This window comes from Acetobacter malorum, from assembly GCF_001580615.1.
Lineage (GTDB): Bacteria > Pseudomonadota > Alphaproteobacteria > Acetobacterales > Acetobacteraceae > Acetobacter > Acetobacter malorum.
The window spans coordinates 79397-96880 of record NZ_LHZC01000056.1 but is presented as its reverse complement, the minus strand read 5'-3'; the positions used below and the strand labels follow the sequence as shown (position 1 = coordinate 96880).

Below are 17484 nucleotides of genomic sequence, written 5' to 3'. Positions count from 1 at the left end.
GATCCTATTAGCCGAGCAGCGGGGGGTTGGCAAGCGGGGAAACGCAATTAATTTTCCCCGGAAGCCAGACTTTCCCGCTTCATCTCCAGTTCTAGCCATTTTTCTTCAGATTCAGCGAGTTTCGCCTCAATCTTCTCAAGGTCCGCACTGTATTTCTGGAAGAGTTTCGGGTCCCGGCTATACAGGCCAGCATCTGCCAGCTTAGTGCGCAGGGCTTGAGCATCCCGTTCCAGCTTTTCCATTTCCTTGGGCAGATTATCCAGCGCGAACTGGTCTTTGTAGCTCAGTTTTTTAGCTGGTGCGCGAGAAGCGCCGGCTGTCTCTTTGGAAGACGAGGCAGAGCGAACAACAGGTTTTTCGGACGCAATCTCTTCTTCTATGCCGCCTTTTTTCTGGATCAGCATATCGCTGTATCCACCGGCGTAATCCGTCCAGATGCCATCGCTCTCTGTGGTCAGAACAGAGGTTGCGACCCGGTCCAGAAAATCACGATCATGACTTACCAGCAGGACGGTCCCCTCATAAGCGTCTAACATCTCTTGCAGCAGGTCGAGGGTTTCCAGATCCAGATCGTTTGTCGGTTCGTCAAGCACCAGCAGGTTGGAGGGCTGGGCCAGTGCGCAGGCCAGCATCAGGCGGCCTCGTTCCCCCCCAGAAAGAACACCCACAGGTGTTCGCGCCTGCTCGGGTTTGAAGAGAAAATCCTTCATGTAGCCAATAACGTGGCGCTTTTCCGTGCCAACCTGCACCATGTCACCGCCACCACCCGTCAGCGTGTCGGCAAGTGTTTTATTAGGATCCAATGTACGGCGCTGCTGGTCCAGCGTGACCATGGAAAGTGATGGTCCCAGAGTAATCGTGCCGCTATCGGGCTGGTCCTGTCCGACAAGAAGCCGGAGCAGGGTTGTTTTGCCAGCCCCATTGGCACCGACAATCGCCAGCCTGTCTCCACGGAGCACGCGTAAGTCCAGATTACGGACAATGCAGCGCTCTCCCCACGATTTGCTGATATTTTCCGCCACAGCAACCAGACGGCTGGATGTGGAGGCACTTTGAACGTTCAGCGTCACTGTGCCCTGTGCGCGAACAGCATCACGCCGGGCCGCCCGCAACGCAGCCAGTTCACCCACGCGGCGCACATTCCGTTTGCGGCGGGCTGTGACACCATACCGCATCCAGTCTTCTTCCCGCGCAATCTGCCGGTCCAGCTTGTGCGCATCGCGCTCTTCCTGCTCCAGCACTTCTTCACGCCAGGATTCAAATCGGCTGAAGCCCTGATCAAGACGCCGGGTCATGCCGCGATCCAGCCAGACCACCGAGCGGGAGAGCGTGGAAAGCAGCCGCCTGTCATGACTGATGATGACCATGGCGCAGTTCAGGCTGAGCAATTCACGCTCCAGCCATTCAATGGTGGGCATGTCCAGATGGTTGGTGGGCTCATCCAGCAGCAGGATATCGGGGGCAGAGGCCAGCGCCCCGGCAATTGCACAGCGCCGGGCTTCACCGCCGGATACGTTGGCTGGGTTTTCCTTTCCGGTCAGGCCCAGTGCGTCCAGCATGGCCGCAGCCCGCCATTCCGATGCCGGGTCGGTAATTTGCGCCAGCACATAGTCGGCTGTTGTGGCGTAACCGGACAGGTCAGGTTCCTGCGGCAGATAGCGCAGGGTTGCGCCGGGCTGCAGGAACAGCGTGCCGGAGTCAGGTTGAATGACGCCTGCAGCAATTTTCAGGAGTGTGGATTTGCCGGAACCATTGCGGCCGACCAGACAGAGTCTCTCACCCGCCGAAACAGAAAAACCTGCCTTATCAAGCAGCGGATTTCCGCCAAGCGTGAGAGTAATGTCCTGAAGGAGAAGGAGAGGGGGAGCCATTCCCTGTTTCTGTGGCAGAGCGCCTGCGGACGCAAGAGGCTATCTTATGGAACGGCCCCTGTTGAATGCGCCACAGCCCAATTACTAACGGCCTGATAGGTGGCAACGGCCAGCGTCAAAGGTTCAAACGGCTTGGTGATGACAAAGCTGGGTTCAGACGTTTCGCCGGTCAGCAATCGCTCAGGATAGGCAGTAACGTAAATGACCGGAGCGGAATGGCTTTTAGTAATTTCCGCCACGGCGCGCATGCCGTCACCACCAGCGCCGAGATTAATGTCTGCCAGAATCAGGCCGGGACGGGTTTCCCGCGCCAGACGAATGGCATCGGTCTGTGTATGGGCAACACCTGCAATTTTGTGGCCGCATTGCAGCACGAGATCTTCAATATCCATGGCGATAATCGGTTCGTCCTCAATAATCAGGACGGATGTCTGAATGCCGGTCTTGAGAAAGCTGTGAGCGGTTTCAAGGTCTTCAGCGGCTTCTTGAGTTGAGAGGCCAAGAATTTTGGCTGCCATGTCCAGCGAGACTTCTTCCAGCGTTGTCAGCAGAAGGAGTTGGCGCTGTATAATGGAGAGACCATGCTCCGGGCCATCATTCTCTGGCTGCGTCGCAAAATGTCTGGAAATGGCCTGATAAAGCCTGCAAAGAGAGGGCAGATCATCTGTCGGGCGGCTCGTAGTGAGTGTCCGCAGACTTTCCGCCACAAGAAGATCTCCTCGGGGCTGGCTCCCTGTCAGTGCGCGGGCATAGCGCCTGCCGTAGGGTAACGCCTGAATTAAAGCGCTGCGCAGCGACTCTGGCATGACAAGGCTCCTTCGCGTGGAGTAGGGCGTAGATTAAGCACGACCGTGACGACGACATGTGTCATCGTTTGCAGAAAAGGGGAAGTGTTCTGATTCGGGATCGACAACATTCTGACAATGTTGCCACGACATCGTTCTCTCGCACAGAGCTGTTAACGTTAGTTCCGTCGCTGCGCGCATTTTCCCGTTTTCTGGCACGAGATGCCGCTTTGGCGGATGATCTGGTGCAGGAAACTGTTTTGCGGGCTCTCAGCAAGTCCGAACAGTTTGTGCCCGGCACCAACCTTAAGGCGTGGCTTTTTTCCATCCTGCGAAATTTTTTCCTGGAACAGACCCGGCATCGCAACAGGGAAAGAGAAGTCCTGAGCGATTACGCCGCAAGCCCTGACAGGGTCACGCAAAGCCGCTCGCCCCTGCAGGAGCGGGAAACCATCCGGGAACTGGATAATTTTCTGTGGCAGCTTTCGCCACTCCTGCGGGAAGCACTGGTGCTGATTGGCGCGCAGGAAATGACGTATGAGGATGCCGCCATGGTCTGCGGCGTCACGGTTGGCACCATGAAAACCCGCGTCTCACGCGCCCGGACACAGCTTCAAACTCTGGTGGAAGATTCGGATGATGAGAACCCGCCGTCCGCATGATAGTGAGCCCTCGAGAATTTTTTTTGAAAAACGATGCAACCTTTTCCCGCCGCCATTCATTCACCCTGCAAGATAATGCAAAAAGGCGGAGAAAAAGATCATGACAGTTTCATTCCACGATCAGGTTATCGGTATTCTCCCTAAACTGCGCGTTCAGGCTCTCGCTCTCACCCGCAATCGCGCGGCAGCGGAAGATCTGGTGCAGGACGCCGTTTGCAATGCGCTCGCTGCCCAGAACAGCTTTGCGCCGGGCACAAATTTTGCCGCCTGGATGCACCGCATTCTGCGTAACCGCTTTATCTCTGACCTGCGCAAAAAGCGCGATACGACCGACATTGATGATATGCCCGCCTCCTTCCTGGCGACCAATGCCCCGCATGAAGACCGGATTGTTCTGAAAGATCTGGATGCAGCCCTTGCACGTCTGCCAGACGACCAGCGGGAAGCTTTGGTGCTGGGTGTGCTGGAAGGAATGAGCTATCAGGAACTTGCTGATATTGCTGGGTGCGCTGTTGGTACGGCCAAAAGTCGTGTATTCCGTGCAAGACGCCAGCTTGAAGCCTGGATGACGGGTGAAGAGCATGTGGGGAATGAACGGCTTAAAGCACAGGCAGCAGCACTCCGCCGCAAGCTCAGCCAGCAGGACAGCCGGAACGCTTCTAAGGCTGTTTGATAAAAGGAATGTGTGGGCCTGAGAGCCCACCGAAGAAGCGGGAAGAGACTGAGCAGGCTTGGGCATGTCAGATGACGATTTACGCGGACGATGTGACCTTTCCATCCGGCCGGGTGCAGCAATGCCGCCAGATGGGCAAGACGATGGATAAAAAGCCACGGAAAAAACCAGAGACAACATCTGATCAGGCCTTTGATCTCTGGTTAAAGCGCGGACTGCATCAGCTTTTTGACGACGTGGCGAACGAGCCTATTCCTGAAGAATTGCTGAAGCTCATTGAAGAAGATCGCGGAGAATAATCCTGATCTGCAGAGGAAGGGGAAGCGACAATGGCGCTCAGTGCGCTATGTCCTTCTCTCCCTGCTATCCGGATTGGGCCATATTTTCGCGACCACCAGCGCGCGGATGCGGTTGCTGATCTGCCTTTCGGGTATTCCTGTTCTGGCAATCAGCACCGTTCTGGCCCTTCATAACTATAATGAACTGATGGTTGGTAGCGCTCAGCGTGCAGCCACGGCCATTGCGCGGCTGGACTTGCAGTTCCGGCACGATACCGACCGCCTGCGGAGTGCGCTGGAAACCATTGGCGGGATGGGGCTGACCCCGGAACAGATTGGCCATGCCCTGCGTCTGGCTGAAACCATGAGTGGGCAGCGCTACTGTTTTCTGGGCATTCTGGATAGTGATGGGCAGGTTATCCAGACGGTGTCACCACCGGGGAGCGGGTGCCAGAATATCGGCGTTACAGAGCCAGCGCCCTCTTTTCAGGGCACCTTGCTGGAAGCCGTGCAGGAAGATGGAAACCCGGATTCTAAAGGCACTTTCCTGCGGATTACAGTTCCGGCCCTTTTCCTCTCCATTCCGGAAACACGCGGCTACCTCGTCGGCATCCTGAAACTTTCCAGAAAAGCGGCCTATCTGGCCAATAGTGCCGGCTGGCAGGCGTTTTCTGATGAGAGTAATCCGCTACAGGCCTGGCTGATCAATCAGGATGGAACGCTGTCTTCCGTCTGCACGGACTGTCGCTGGGTGCCACCAGCCCCTGCGGTCGTGCACCAATTGCAGCAGAAGCTTGAGGCCAGCGAGGGCTCGGTTGTCTCCATGCCGACTTCTGAAGGAGGCTATGCGCTGGGGGCTATTGCCGGTGGAACCGATATTCTGGTGGCCACCCAAAGAACACCGCGAGAGGCCGATGCTCTGCGCACAATGATTCTGGAAATCTCGGCGCTGATGATCCTTCTTGTGGCGGGCCTGATTGGCGTGACACTGGCTGCCAACATTGTTCTGGTCTGGCCGCTGCGCCGCCTGACGTATTCCGTGCAAAAATGGCAGATGGAAGGGGTCTTTGACGCCCGTATTACCCGCGCCATGCCGCTGGAACTGCAACGCTTGGGGCAAGCCTTCACCCGTGCCACACGCAGACTGAGCCGGCATGAAGCACGTCTGAACAAGGCGATGGCGCATCAGGAATTACTGATGCGTGAAATTCACCACCGGGTGAAAAATAATCTCCAGATTGTGGCCTCGTTGCTGAACTTGCAGGCCAGCCGAATCTCTCACCCCGAAGTCCGGGCAGAGTTCGCCCTTGCACGTGACAGGGTGCGGGCTTTAGCCACCCTGCACAAAACGCTTTATGCGGAAGACCGGCTGGATAGTCTGGATATGGCCAGCTTCCTGCGGGAGTTGTGCGAACAGACTTTGCATGTTGCGGGAGAGGGCGAGACCGGGCGGATTACGCTCAAGGTTGAATCCGATGACTTCCGGATGAACCCGGATCAGGCCGTGCCTCTGGCGCTGATTATGACCGAAATTGTCACCAACTCCATCAAATATGCCTTTCCTGACGGACGACACGGCACCATTTCCGTCGCGCTGCGGCTGGTGGATCAGATTGTCACCCTGACGATTGCAGATGATGGAATCGGATGCAGTTTTGATGAGGACACACCGGGCGAACGACACGGCATTGGCCGAAAACTGATTCGCGGCTTTGCCCGGCAGCTCAATGCCCAACTTTTCCGCAACGGGGAAAATGGCACTGTCTATAAATTTGTATTTCCGCTGATCAGTGAGTGAAAAAAGTCTCTCCGGATGCATAAAAGAGGCAGCACTCATACGCCTCGACATGGGCGTTATGCTCTGCTCGCAGTAGGGAGCGGCGTCCTTAGGTGTTTGCGTCCTTCGCTGTCCGGTATAAATGCCTAGTTTATGAGTGGTGACAAAGCAGCGATACGTGGCTGGACGCGGACACAGTCGCGTCTGGGGCGTCAGGCAGCGCGACCGGTTGTAGTTTTCGGACTGCTGTCCAGTCTACTGGGTGTTGGGCAGGCATGGTGTGTGGCAACTGTTCTCGGGCATGCCCTTGTTGGCCTTGTCTCGGGTGGCGGCGCGCCAACTCTTGTCTTGTGGCCCATTCTGGCTTTTGCGGGGTTAGCGCTCCTTCGTGCCCTTATTATGGCACTCAGCGATACAGCCGCAGCCAAGGCCGGGATTGATGCCCGACGCAGGCTGCGGGGGGAGGTGCTGGCCTCCATCCTGACCGGCGGGCCGGCGTTGCTCCGTAAAACCCACAGTGGCGAGCTTGCGACAATTGCCGTCGATCGCGTCGAAGCTCTGGACGGCTTTTTTGGCCGCTGGGTGCCGGCTTCTGTTCTGTGGATTGCCGCACCGCTCCTGATTTTACTGCCCGTAGGCTTCATTCAGCCCCGCGCGGCTTTAGTGCTCGGCTTGTGCGGTGCTTCCGTGCCGTTTGGTCAGGCTCTGTTTGGGATTGGCGCGGCCGTCGCATCCCGCAAACAATTTTTAGCGATGACCCGCCTTCAGGCCCGTTTTCTGGACCGCGTGAAAGGGATTGCCACCATTGTGCTGGCAGGCCGCGCGGATGATGAAACGGAACGGCTGGGGCAGGCTGCCGAAGAACTGCGGCTGCGCACCATGAAAATTCTGCGCGTTGCGTTTCTGTCTTCCGCCTCCATTGATTGCGCCATGGTCATCGCACTGGTGCTGGTCGCCATTATGGACGGCAAGCAGGCCATGGCCCTGCTTTCGGGCGGGACTGCTTCTCCGGCTCTGGCTTATACGCTCACCAGTGGCCTGTTTGTCCTGCTGGTGATCCCTGAATTTTTCGCACCCCTGCGTGGTCTGGCTCTGGCCTATCAGGATCGCGCTCATGCGCAGGGCGCCGCCACGGCCATTCTGGATCTGCCCGAAGCTTTGCCGCGTCCGTCACCAGACGGCGCACGCACCGTGAATGCCTCCGGCGTCATGGTGTCACTGGAAGATGTTTGCTTTACGTGGGACCCCGCGCGTGGACCTGCGCTGGACCATGTCAGCTTTACCGTTCCTGCCGGGGAAACCCTGATTCTGGCCGGCCCTTCCGGTTCTGGCAAATCAACCATCATGGAACTGCTGCTTGGCTTCATTCAGCCGGATAGCGGGAGTGTGCGGTTCAACGGGGCGCCGCTGGATAGTATTGTCCCTGATTCCCTGTCTCGTATGATCTCATGGATTGGCCAGAAACCGGTTCTGTTCGCTGGCACGCTGAAAGACAATATTCTGTTTGCCCGCCCGGACGCGGATGAGGCGGACCTGATGGCTGCTGTAAAAGCAGCTGCTGTCGATCAGTTTTTACCATCTCTGCCGGATGGTCTGGAAACGCGGATCGGGGAAGGCGGCTTTGGTCTTTCTGGTGGTCAGGCTCAGCGTATTGCCATTGCGCGCGCTTATCTGAAAAATGCCCCCATCCTGCTGCTGGATGAACCAACAGCACATCTGGACCCCGCTACAGAGAAAAGCGTTTTTGAAAGCCTGCAACGTCTGGCGCTGCGCCGGACGGTTGTTCTCGCCACCCATTCCGCAGCTGTACACATGTTTAACGGACGGCGTGTGGACCTCCAGATGGGCCGCGTTGTGGCACGGCAGGGAGCCGCGTGAGATGAAAACTTCAGACCAGACAGACGGCAGCACACCCGCTTTGACGGACCGTCAGGCCATTTTGCGCATTCTGAGGCTGTGGCATCGGCAGGCGCCCCGGTTGATTATTGGTGCCATGCTGGCGCTGATCGCCCTTTGCCTTGGGCTGGTGCTCATGCAGGCCTCCGGGCTGCGTCTGGCCAGCAGCGTGCTGGGGGAAGTTGTTATCACAACCGCGCTGTTGCGCTGGATTGGCGGCGGGCGTGTGATTCTGCGCTATGCCGAACGGCTTTTTGCGCATGATGCCATGTTCCGTGCACTGGCTGATCTGCGTGTCTGGTTTTTCCATTCTCTGGCGCAGGGTGCTGCTGCCGGGCTCGGGTTCCGGCGTGCGGGCGACATGCTCTCCCGCCTTGTGTCAGACATCGGCACACTGGATGGACTGTATCTGCGCATTCTGGTGCCGTTTGCCTGTGCATGCCTGACGCTGCCCATTCTGGTGATTCAGCTTGGGCGGCAGAGTGTTGTGTTGGGCGTGCTGGTGGGTGTGCTCTTTGCGTGTTCCGCGTTCCTTGTGCCTTACCTGATTGCTAAATCTGGCCGGGCGGAAGGGGAGCGTCTGGGGAAAAACCTCGCAGCCTTGCGCATTGGGGTGCTTGATCTGGTTGGCGGCCTGCGGGAAATCCGCGCTTTTGGGGCAGAGGGACGCATTCTCTCTCATGTACAGGCAGATGATGCCGCACTCCTTGCGGGCCAAATGCGGCTGGCGCGTCGGGCGGCTTATGCCAATGCCTCTGCCTTTCTCTGCGGGCAGGCAGCAATTTTTCTGGTGCTGCTCGCTGCGGCCGGAGCGCTTTCTCTTCATATTTCCGCACTGGCTGCTGTGGGCATTTTATTTCTGACTGTTGCTGCTTTTGAAAGTGCTGGAGCGCTGACACGGGCTGGCCTGCAAGCCGGTGTGATGGGTGCTGCGGCGCGGCGTGTTGTGGAGGTTGCCGTCAGCACTCCTAACGCCACACAGATTGCGGCGCAGACCGATGCACCGGAAGATACGCATATTCATCTGGAAGGCGTGAAATTCCGCTGGGCTCCTGATCGCCCGCTGGTGTTTGATGGGCTGACGCTGGATATCCCCGCAGGAGCACGGGTTGCCATTCTTGGCCCTTCAGGCGTTGGGAAATCGAGCCTTGCCGCACTACTTCTTAAAGCCGCAGTGCCGGAAGCTGGTAGCATCACGCTGGGTGGGGAAGAGATTTCTCACATTAAGGCGGACTCCCTGCGTCGTCGCATGGCCTGGCTGTCTCAGGCCACCCATCTGTTTGATGACAGTATTCGCGCCAACCTGCTGCTTGGCCGGCCGGACGCTACGGAAGATGATCTGTGGAAAGCACTGGAAGACGCCGCTGTTGCCGACGTCGTAAAAACCCTGCCGGACGGACTGGATACCTGGCTGGGTGAAGGGGGCATCAAGCTGTCGGGCGGGCAGGGGCGGCGCATCGCACTGGCCAGAACCCTGCTGACGCAGGCTCCTATCCTGATTCTGGATGAACCGGCCACCGGCCTTGATGCGCAAACTGAGCAGGACTTCCTGCGCACGCTTAATACCGTGACAGAAGGCCGGACCGTGATCCTGATTGCACACCGTCTGACTGGCGTGGAAACACTGGACCGGATCTGGCGTCTGTCCGGCGGGGTTGCAACGGCCGCAGCCGCCTGAGCAGCAGACGGAGAGACCTTTGTATTCGCAGAGCGCGAAAACTGTTGGCTTCCCGAAAGTTTTGCAGGCAGATTTGTAAAATTACTTTGAGCGTCTTTTTATCGTATTGGGGATAATCATCATGCGTCGTCTGCTGCCTCTTCTGGGCCTGTCCATTCTTGCTGCGTGCGCCTCTCAGCCTGCGCGTAAATATGTTGTCTTCTTTTCCAACCAGTCTGTGGAACTGAATGACACGGCCAGAAACGTGATTGCGGAAGCCGCGCGGAAGGCAGAAAGCCACCCCGGCAGCATTGTGCAGGTTGAAGGTTATGCCGCCGCTGGGGGTGATCTTTCCGCCGACGCTCTGATTGCCATTCAGCGCGCCAAACTGGTGGCGGAAACCTTGCATGAAGATGGTGTCTCCGGAGACCGTATTCGCCAGACACCCCGCGCTCCCAGCAATGGCGAAGGCATGACTGTCGGTGCGCGTCGTGTGGAAATTGAACTGGTCAGTCCCTGATTTTCTATGACTGAGATACAAACCGACATGACACCTCCGGCTCCTGCTCTGCCGCGGGATACGGGGGGGCGTGACCGGTTTGTGGGCACCAGCCCGAAAGACGTTCTGCACGCCGTTTTCGGCTTTCCCGATTTTCGGAGCCTGCAGGGGCAGGCGGTCGAGTGCGTTATGGAAGGCCGGGACGCCCTTGTCCTGATGCCGACAGGCGGCGGGAAAAGCGTCTGTTATCAGGTTCCCTCCCTCTGCCGCCCCGGCATGGGGCTGGTCATTTCTCCCCTGATTGCCCTGATGGATGATCAGGTGGCCGGGCTACGGCAGCTCGGCATTAATGCCGCAGCACTCCATTCCGAGCTGGAAGGGGATGAAGCCGCAAAAATCCGTTCAGATCTGGCCGCCGGACGTGTTGACCTGCTGTATGTCTCGCCGGAACGTTTGCTTTCCCCCGGCACGCTGGAGCGGCTGACACGGCAACCCATTTCCGTCATTGCGATTGACGAAGCCCATTGTATTTCCGCGTGGGGCCATGAATTCCGGCCGGAATATCGCGCGCTGGCCTCGCTCCCCAAACATTTTCCAAACGTGCCACGCATTGCGCTTACTGCGACAGCGGACGAGCGCACGCGGGAAGATATTCTTACCGCGCTGGATATGCCGCATGCCGAAGTGCTGGTTTCCAGCTTCCATCGGTCAAACCTCAATATAGCGGCTCTCCCCAAAGCCTCGGAAATGCGGCAGCTCACGGCTGTTCTTGAGCGGCATAGGGACGAAGCCTGTATCGTCTATTGTGGCAGCCGCGCCCGGACTGAGCGCATTGCCTCAGCCCTGCGGGATAAGGGCTGGACAGCGCTGGCTTTCCACGCCGGGCTTTCCCCGATTGAGAAGCGAGCAGCCTTGTTGCGGTTCCGCTCAGGTGAGCCGATTGTGATTGTGGCGACGGTCGCGTTCGGGATGGGGATTGACCGCCCCGATGTGCGGGCTGTGATCCACCTCGATATGCCCGGCTCTCCGGAAGCCTATTATCAGCAGATCGGACGGGCAGGGCGTGATGGCCTGCCGTCTGAAACCGTGCTGCTTTATGGGGGCGAGGATATGGCCCGCGCCCGCTACTGGCTGGACCAGTCCATTGCGCCGGACAGTGAAAAACGCATTATGCGCAGCCGTCTGGAAGCCATGATTGCCCTGACGGAAACAACCGGCTGCCGGACACGAGCGTTGCTGCACTGTTTTGGCGAAACGCTGGAAGGCCCATGCGGGCACTGCGATAACTGCCGTTATCCCGTTGTGACCTTTGACGGCACGGATGCTGCCAGAAAATTTCTGTCCACCGTCTATCGCACGGGTCAGAGATTTGGCGCGCTGCATATCATCGCCGTGCTACGCGGCAAGCTGACGGATGCTGTTGAGCGCAACCATCATGACACGCTGTCTGTCTGGGGCATTGGGAAAGACAAGAGTGAGCCGTTCTGGCGCGGCGTTGGGCGGCAGCTCATTGCCCGCGGCGCCTTGCGGAGCGAAGGGCAATATAGCGGCCTCGCCCTTAATCAGGAGGTCGCGCGGCCCATTCTACGCGGCGAAGAGCCTGTCAGTCTGCGGGCCGACGCCACGCAGGAACTGGAAAAAGCAGCCAGCCGCAGCCGCACACCGGAAACGCTGGCTGAGCTGCCGGAAGAAAAGCAGGCTGTGTTTGCCGCCCTCCGGAGCTGGCGGCTGGATGAGGCGCGGGAGCAGGAAATTCCGCCTTATGTGATCTTCCATGATTCCGCCTTGCGGGACATTGCGCTGGGTATGCCGACCAGCCTTGCTGAACTCGGGGAAGTGAAGGGCGTTGGTCGTTCCAAGCTGGAGCGCTATGGGGAAGCCGTTCTGGCGGTTCTGAAGACCGCACAGGGAGTATAACATGGCCTCCGTTGACGAAAGGCGCGCCCGGATCCTGCAGTTTGTGCAGCAGCAGGGCTACGTGGCGAATGAAGATCTGGCGAAAGTCCTGCATGTCACGGTGCAGACTGTCCGGCGCGATGTGAACAGCATGGCGGCAGAAGGTGCTTTAGCCCGGCATCATGGGGGAGCCAGTGCGCTCTCTTTTGCAGAAAATATTGCGTATTCTGACCGTCAGATTCTCAATCTCTCACAGAAAGAAGCCATTGGAGAGCGTGCTGCGGCGGCCATCCCGGATGGCGCCTCCCTGTTTATCAATATCGGCACCACGACCGAGGCCTTTGCCCGCTCCCTGCGGATGCACAGAGCCCTGCGCGTCATCACCAACAATATTCATGTCGCCACCCTGCTGACCCCGGCCCCTGAGTGCAATGTTGTGATTGCAGGTGGCACGGTAAGACTCCGTGATGGAGGCATTGTCGGGCCAGCTGCCGCAGCCATGATCGAGCAGTATCGGGCTGATTTTGGTGTGATTGGCATCAGTGGCATTGATGAGGACGGCACACTGCTGGACTTCGATGTGGATGAAATTACTGCCGCGCAGGCCATCATCCGAAACTCACGCACTGTCTTTCTGCTGGCTGATCACACAAAGTTCAGACGCCGCCCAATGGCCCGCGTCGGGCACATTTCCGAGGTTAGCGCGTTCTATACCGACCAGGCACCCCCTGAGGGTATCCGCGCTATTCTAAAAGAGGCTGGTGTTTGTCTGCATATCGCAAACGAAAGCCAATTTTCGGAAAAGAAAATGAAAAAGGATTTCTGAGCCGATTTTCGTCACATTAAAGCCATTGTTTTTGGCTTACATTTTCGGATACGAATAAGGCCAGTGTCCCGTTTTGGTGTAATTGGAAGAAAAAATGTCAGATTCCGCTCCTTCTCCTGCACAGCCCTATGATCTTCTGATTGTTGGTGGCGGCGTTAACGGCGCGGGTATTGCGCGCGATGCTGTTGGACGCGGGGCCTCGGTTCTGCTCGTCGAACAGGATGATCTGGCAAGCTATACCTCTTCCGCCAGCACCAAGCTGATTCACGGCGGCCTGCGGTATCTGGAATATTATGAATTCCGTCTGGTGCGTGAAGCACTGACAGAACGTGAACGCCTGCTGGCTATGGCGCCGCACATTATGTGGCCGATGCGTTTCGTACTGCCGCACTCCAAGCTGGTGCGCCCGGCATGGATGCTCAAAGCAGGCTTGTTCCTGTATGACCATCTGGCGTCCAACATGACGCTGCCCAAGTCCCGCGCCGTTGATTTCCGGACGCATTCCTCCGGTCGTCCGCTCAAGCCTGAATACACCAAAGGCTTCGTGTATTCAGATGGCTGGGTGCAGGATAGCCGTCTGGTTGTGCTGAATGCGCTGGATGCTGCTGAACGTGGTGCTGAAATTCGCACCCGGACCCGTCTGATCAAAGCGGACCGGGTCAATGGCGTCTGGGAAGCTGTTCTGGAAGATCGCGTAACCGGCACAACCAGCACGGTGCGCGCCCGTGCGCTGGTTAATGCGGCCGGGCCATGGGTTGCCAAGCTGCTTTCTGAGACCCTGCAAATTCCCAATTCCAAATCTGTGCGTCTGGTCAAGGGTAGTCACATTATTGTCCCGCGCGTGTTTGAAGGCCCGCAGGCTTACATCTTCCAGAACCCGGACAAGCGTATCGTGTTCGCTATCCCATATGAGCAGAATTATACGCTGATCGGCACCACAGATATTCCGTGGAAGGAAGCCCCCGGCACCGTCGGCATCGCACCGGATGAGGTGACCTATCTGTGTGAAAGCGTGAACCGCTATTTCCAGACAGAGGTTAAAGAAAGCGACGTCGTCTGGAGCTATGCTGGCCTGCGTCCGCTGTATGACGATGCCTCCGCCAATGCGTCTGCCGTTACACGGGATTATGTGCTGGATCTGGACACCACAGACGGCGCGCCGCTGCTCTCCATCTTTGGTGGCAAAATCACCACCTACCGCAAGCTGGCTGAGCATGCTCTGGAAAAACTGGCTCCAGTTCTGCCGGTCGTTGCCGGGGCAAGCTGGACCGCCAGCGAAGTGCTTCCGGGTGGTGATATTGGGGAGGGAGGCTTTGCTGGCGCACTGGCACGCCTGCGTCGCGCAGCGCCCTGGCTGCCGGAACAGCTTGCATGGCGCCTGATGCGCAATTATGGAAGCCGGGCTTATGAGATTATCGGTGAGGCAGCCTCCATGCAGGACATGGGTGAGCTTCTGGGTGGCGATTTGACCACGCGTGAAGTCGATTACCTCATCGGTAAGGAATGGGCGCGCGCACCGGAAGATGTTCTGTGGCGTCGCAGCAAAATGGGCCTGCATCTGAACGATGCTGAAAAGAACGCTGTTGCCGATTATGTAAAGAAGAAGGTAGCCTGATTTTTTAATCTCCAGCCATCTCTTTCCAAATAAAAAAACAAAAAAGAGGAAAGTATGACAACCACCCAACGCGCCTTGATTGGCGAACTGATCGCTGAATGCATTGCGGTCTTTATCATTATTGTTTTTGGGGATTCCGTAGCAGCGATGTATTCGCTCTACGACCCCAGCCCCTATAAAATGGCGTATTGGGGCGTCTGCATTGTCTGGGGACTGGGCGTGACGGTTGCTATTTACGTCACGGGCGCAGTCTCAGGCACGCACGCCAACCCTGCGGTAACACTGGCACTGGCCTGTTATCGTGGTTTTTCATGGAAAAAAGTTGTGCCCTATTGGGCAGCGCAGGTTGTGGGCGGCTTTCTGGGCGCGGTGATTGTTTACACGCTCTTCTCGCCCGTTATCGCGCATTATGCTGCCGTCAACCATCTGGACTGGCGGCATGACGGGGCCGCGGCTGGCGTCTTCTTCACCCATCCGGGCGATTTCATCACGCCGATGCATGCCTTTGTGGATGAAACCATCCTGACCGCCATGCTGCTGCTGGGGATTTTTGCAGTGACGTGTGAATACAACACGCAGGCGCCGCAAGCGAACTCGGGCGCGCTGATTATCGGCCTGCTTGTGGCCACAATTGGCGCTTCCGCTGGCTATCTGGAAGCATGGGCCATCAATCCGGCACGTGATTTCGGGCCACGGCTGTTCTGTTATTTTGCCGGGTGGGGGGAAGCAGCGTTCCCGTCTCCTGGAAATTACTGGTGGGTGCCGGTTGCCGGACCGCTTCTGGGCGGTGTAGTGGGGGCCGGGTTCTATCAGGGGGTTGTCAAACCCTTCATGCCAGCGATCGTTCGGGCACGGCAGCCTGACGTTGCTCAAGATTAATTGCTCCAGCCATAAGGATAACGTGCGATGAGCAAGCAAGATTACGTATTGGCGATTGATCAGGGCACGACCTCTACGCGCAGTATTGTGTTCGATCGGAATGCCCAGGAAATTTCAAGCGCTCGTCAGGAGTTTGCTCAGCACTATCCTGAACCTGGCTGGGTAGAGCATTGCCCCGAAGATATCTGGAACGACGCGAAAGCGACGGCCACCGCAGCGCTGGAAAAAGCCGGTGGCACAAGCCGCATTGCCGGGATTGGCATCACCAACCAGCGTGAAACCATTGTTGTGTGGGAACGCGCAACCGGTAAGCCGATCCATCGCGCTATTGTCTGGCAGGATCGCCGCACGGCAGCGGTGTGCCAGAAGCTGCGGGAAGAAGGGGCTGAGGCGCTTGTGCGGGAGCGCACAGGCCTGCTGCTGGACCCGTATTTTTCTGCCACCAAACTGGCCTGGCTGCTTGATAATGTGTCCGGCGCACGAGCCAGAGCGGAAAAAGGCGAACTGGCGTTCGGCACCATTGATTCCTTCCTGCTCTGGCGTCTGACCGGCGGCAAAGTGCATGCAACGGATATTACCAATGCGGCCCGGACCCTGCTGTTCGATATCCATACCCAGAAGTGGGATGATGATCTGCTGCGCCTGTTCCGTATTCCGGCTGCTCTGCTGCCAGAAGTGAAGGACAACAGCACCATTTTTGGTGAGACCGATCCCGCCCTGTTTGGCCGCGCCATCCCCATTGCAGGCATGGCAGGGGACCAGCAGGCCGCTGTTGTCGGTCAGGCCTGCTTCTCACAAGGCATGGCGAAAGCCACCTATGGCACTGGCTGCTTTGTGCTGCTGAATACGGGTGAAAAGCCCGTCACCTCCAAAAACCGGATGCTGACGACCATTGCCTACCGTATCAACGGCAAGACATCTTACGCGCTGGAAGGCTCCATTTTTGTGGCCGGGGCCGCCATCAAATGGCTGCGTGATGGCCTGCATCTGATTACGCATGCCTCGCAGACAGACGATATGGCCACACGCGTACCGCACAGCCATGGCGTTTACATGGTCCCGGGCTTTGTGGGGCTGGGTGCGCCGCACTGGGACCCGGATGCCCGTGGCCTGATCTGCGGTCTGACGCTTGATGCAACCGCTGCCCATATTGCGCGTGCCGCGCTGGAATCTGTTGCCTATCAGACACTCGATCTGGTCACAGCGATGACACAGGACGGGGCAGGGACGACTGAGGCCCTGCGCGTTGATGGCGGCATGGCAGCCAATGACTGGTTCTGTCAGTTCCTGGCCGACATGCTGCAGGTCAATGTTGAACGTCCGAGCAACATTGAGACCACGGCTCTGGGCGCAGGGTTCCTTGCGGGACTGGCAACTGGTGTCTGGGAAAACGAAAAGACGCTGGCCTCTGAATGGGCCCGTGGCTCGCTCTTCAAGCCTTCCATGGCTAATGAACAGCGCAAGACCATGATTGCTGGCTGGCATCAGGCCGTAAAACGGACCCTGACAAACCCGAGCTCAGTTTAACGTCTAAAATTCTCTTTTCTCTCCCGGCCTATGCCTCATAACGAGGCAATAAGCCGGGAGGAAAAGAAATCCCACCCTCAAGGGGCAGGCTGAGCCTGATCCAGCTTGATTGCGACGCTTTTGGATGAACCGCCCAGAAAGCTGAAGGTAAAGGTAACGTCCTGCCCCGGCTGGACAGAAGCGTCCGGGTCCAGGCACAGCAGATGATACCCCCCACGCGGAAACACCAGAGTTGTATGCGCGGGTAAGGATAGGTGCGTGAACAGGGACAATGTGCCCGGCGTGCTTTCCTGATCAGAATGGTGGCCAACCAGCGTCCGACATGCGGAAGACCGGACATCGGTCATCAGATGCGCATTGCCGCCATTATTTGCGATTGTAAAATAAACGCCTGCCATGCGGTTTTCACCCTTGATGAATTGCATGCTGGTGTCGGTAATGGTGATATCGCTCTGGGCGTCTTTCTGGCCGGGTAGAGATTTGTCAGGATCCCGATCTTCCGCCAGAACAGGGCCGGAGAGGGCCAGACCACCCAGCATTGCAGCGACACAGCCGGCACGAAAACGCATTTTCATCGTAACTCCAGTTTTTAATAGCCCGTGACCGGTATAAACTGGTGGGGCAAAAGAATTTTATTGCGGTC

At 57.7% G+C, this 17484-nt stretch carries 15 protein-coding genes; 12 read left to right on the top strand and 3 right to left on the bottom strand.

Going from position 1 to position 17484, the window contains the following annotated elements:
• Nucleotides 1–47: 47 nt before the first annotated feature.
• A complete protein-coding gene (locus AD930_RS14665; RefSeq protein WP_061506827.1) occupies nucleotides 48–1871 on the bottom strand; it encodes an ABC-F family ATP-binding cassette domain-containing protein in 1824 nt (607 codons plus the stop codon).
• Nucleotides 1872–1915: 44 nt separating this feature from the next.
• On the bottom strand, nucleotides 1916–2677 hold the full coding sequence (locus tag AD930_RS14660) for a response regulator (RefSeq protein WP_061506826.1): 762 nt from the start codon (nucleotides 2675–2677) through the stop codon (nucleotides 1916–1918).
• Nucleotides 2678–2826: 149 nt separating this feature from the next.
• On the opposite strand from AD930_RS14660, the gene AD930_RS14655 reads away from it, so the two are divergent.
• From AD930_RS14655 to glpK, 12 genes are all read left to right on the top strand, one after another.
• A complete protein-coding gene (locus AD930_RS14655) occupies nucleotides 2827–3318 on the top strand; it encodes a sigma-70 family RNA polymerase sigma factor (protein ID WP_061506976.1) in 492 nt (163 codons plus the stop codon).
• Between the two features lie 100 nt (nucleotides 3319–3418).
• Nucleotides 3419–3991 carry a sigma-70 family RNA polymerase sigma factor gene (locus tag AD930_RS14650; protein ID WP_043552737.1) on the top strand — a complete coding sequence of 191 codons (573 nt, stop codon included), beginning with the start codon at nucleotides 3419–3421 and terminating at the stop codon, nucleotides 3989–3991.
• A gap of 143 nt (nucleotides 3992–4134) precedes the next feature.
• Nucleotides 4135–4290: a NepR family anti-sigma factor gene (locus tag AD930_RS14645; RefSeq protein ID WP_231558340.1), complete on the top strand. Its 156-nt coding sequence runs from the start codon at nucleotides 4135–4137 to the stop codon at nucleotides 4288–4290.
• Between the two features lie 106 nt (nucleotides 4291–4396).
• Complete coding sequence (locus tag AD930_RS14640; protein WP_061506975.1) at nucleotides 4397–6067, top strand: sensor histidine kinase; 1671 nt, start codon at nucleotides 4397–4399, stop codon at nucleotides 6065–6067.
• Nucleotides 6068–6199: 132 nt separating this feature from the next.
• The gene (gene cydD / locus AD930_RS14635; RefSeq protein ID WP_061506825.1) at nucleotides 6200–7924 is read left to right on the top strand and encodes a thiol reductant ABC exporter subunit CydD; all 1725 of its coding nucleotides are present in this window, start codon (nucleotides 6200–6202) and stop codon (nucleotides 7922–7924) included.
• 1 nt (nucleotide 7925) lies between these two features.
• Entirely contained in the window at nucleotides 7926–9620 is a 1695-nt protein-coding gene (gene cydC, locus AD930_RS14630) for a thiol reductant ABC exporter subunit CydC (RefSeq protein ID WP_061506824.1), read from the top strand.
• Nucleotides 9621–9741: 121 nt separating this feature from the next.
• On the top strand, nucleotides 9742–10119 hold the full coding sequence (locus tag AD930_RS14625) for an OmpA family protein (RefSeq protein WP_061506823.1): 378 nt from the start codon (nucleotides 9742–9744) through the stop codon (nucleotides 10117–10119).
• 27 nt (nucleotides 10120–10146) lie between these two features.
• Nucleotides 10147–12015 (top strand): DNA helicase RecQ, encoded by a 1869-nt coding sequence (recQ, locus tag AD930_RS14620; RefSeq protein WP_156477162.1) that lies wholly within the window; start codon nucleotides 10147–10149, stop codon nucleotides 12013–12015.
• A 1-nt stretch (nucleotide 12016) separates the two neighbouring features.
• The gene (locus AD930_RS14615) at nucleotides 12017–12820 is read left to right on the top strand and encodes a DeoR/GlpR family DNA-binding transcription regulator (RefSeq protein WP_061506821.1); all 804 of its coding nucleotides are present in this window, start codon (nucleotides 12017–12019) and stop codon (nucleotides 12818–12820) included.
• Between the two features lie 94 nt (nucleotides 12821–12914).
• Nucleotides 12915–14435, top strand: a complete 1521-nt coding sequence (gene glpD / locus AD930_RS14610) for a glycerol-3-phosphate dehydrogenase (RefSeq protein WP_061506820.1) — start codon at nucleotides 12915–12917, stop codon at nucleotides 14433–14435.
• A gap of 54 nt (nucleotides 14436–14489) precedes the next feature.
• Nucleotides 14490–15314, top strand: a complete 825-nt coding sequence (locus tag AD930_RS14605; RefSeq protein ID WP_061506819.1) for an MIP/aquaporin family protein — start codon at nucleotides 14490–14492, stop codon at nucleotides 15312–15314.
• 27 nt (nucleotides 15315–15341) lie between these two features.
• The gene (gene glpK / locus AD930_RS14600; RefSeq protein ID WP_043552721.1) at nucleotides 15342–16841 is read left to right on the top strand and encodes a glycerol kinase GlpK; all 1500 of its coding nucleotides are present in this window, start codon (nucleotides 15342–15344) and stop codon (nucleotides 16839–16841) included.
• Nucleotides 16842–16918: 77 nt separating this feature from the next.
• Here glpK and AD930_RS14595 read toward each other — a convergent pair whose 3' ends face one another.
• A complete protein-coding gene (locus AD930_RS14595; RefSeq protein ID WP_061506818.1) occupies nucleotides 16919–17416 on the bottom strand; it encodes a copper chaperone PCu(A)C in 498 nt (165 codons plus the stop codon).
• Nucleotides 17417–17484: the final 68 nt, after the last annotated feature.

Bases quoted from the DNA above. Each gene is read 5' to 3' on its own strand.
- AD930_RS14660 (WP_061506826.1), bottom strand. From the start codon at position 2,677: ATGCCAGAGTCGCTGCGCAGCGCTTTAATTCAGGCGTTACCCTACGGC.
- AD930_RS14645 (WP_231558340.1), top strand. From the start codon at position 4,135: ATGGATAAAAAGCCACGGAAAAAACCAGAGACAACATCTGATCAGGCC.
- AD930_RS14650 (WP_043552737.1), top strand. From the start codon at position 3,419: ATGACAGTTTCATTCCACGATCAGGTTATCGGTATTCTCCCTAAACTG.
- AD930_RS14640 (WP_061506975.1), top strand. From the start codon at position 4,397: ATGCGGTTGCTGATCTGCCTTTCGGGTATTCCTGTTCTGGCAATCAGC.
- glpK (WP_043552721.1), top strand. From the start codon at position 15,342: ATGAGCAAGCAAGATTACGTATTGGCGATTGATCAGGGCACGACCTCT.
- recQ (WP_156477162.1), top strand. From the start codon at position 10,147: ATGACACCTCCGGCTCCTGCTCTGCCGCGGGATACGGGGGGGCGTGAC.
- AD930_RS14595 (WP_061506818.1), bottom strand. From the start codon at position 17,416: ATGAAAATGCGTTTTCGTGCCGGCTGTGTCGCTGCAATGCTGGGTGGT.
- AD930_RS14615 (WP_061506821.1), top strand. From the start codon at position 12,017: ATGGCCTCCGTTGACGAAAGGCGCGCCCGGATCCTGCAGTTTGTGCAG.
- glpD (WP_061506820.1), top strand. From the start codon at position 12,915: ATGTCAGATTCCGCTCCTTCTCCTGCACAGCCCTATGATCTTCTGATT.
- cydD (WP_061506825.1), top strand. From the start codon at position 6,200: ATGAGTGGTGACAAAGCAGCGATACGTGGCTGGACGCGGACACAGTCG.
- cydC (WP_061506824.1), top strand. From the start codon at position 7,926: ATGAAAACTTCAGACCAGACAGACGGCAGCACACCCGCTTTGACGGAC.
- AD930_RS14665 (WP_061506827.1), bottom strand. From the start codon at position 1,871: ATGGCTCCCCCTCTCCTTCTCCTTCAGGACATTACTCTCACGCTTGGC.
- AD930_RS14625 (WP_061506823.1), top strand. From the start codon at position 9,742: ATGCGTCGTCTGCTGCCTCTTCTGGGCCTGTCCATTCTTGCTGCGTGC.
- AD930_RS14605 (WP_061506819.1), top strand. From the start codon at position 14,490: ATGACAACCACCCAACGCGCCTTGATTGGCGAACTGATCGCTGAATGC.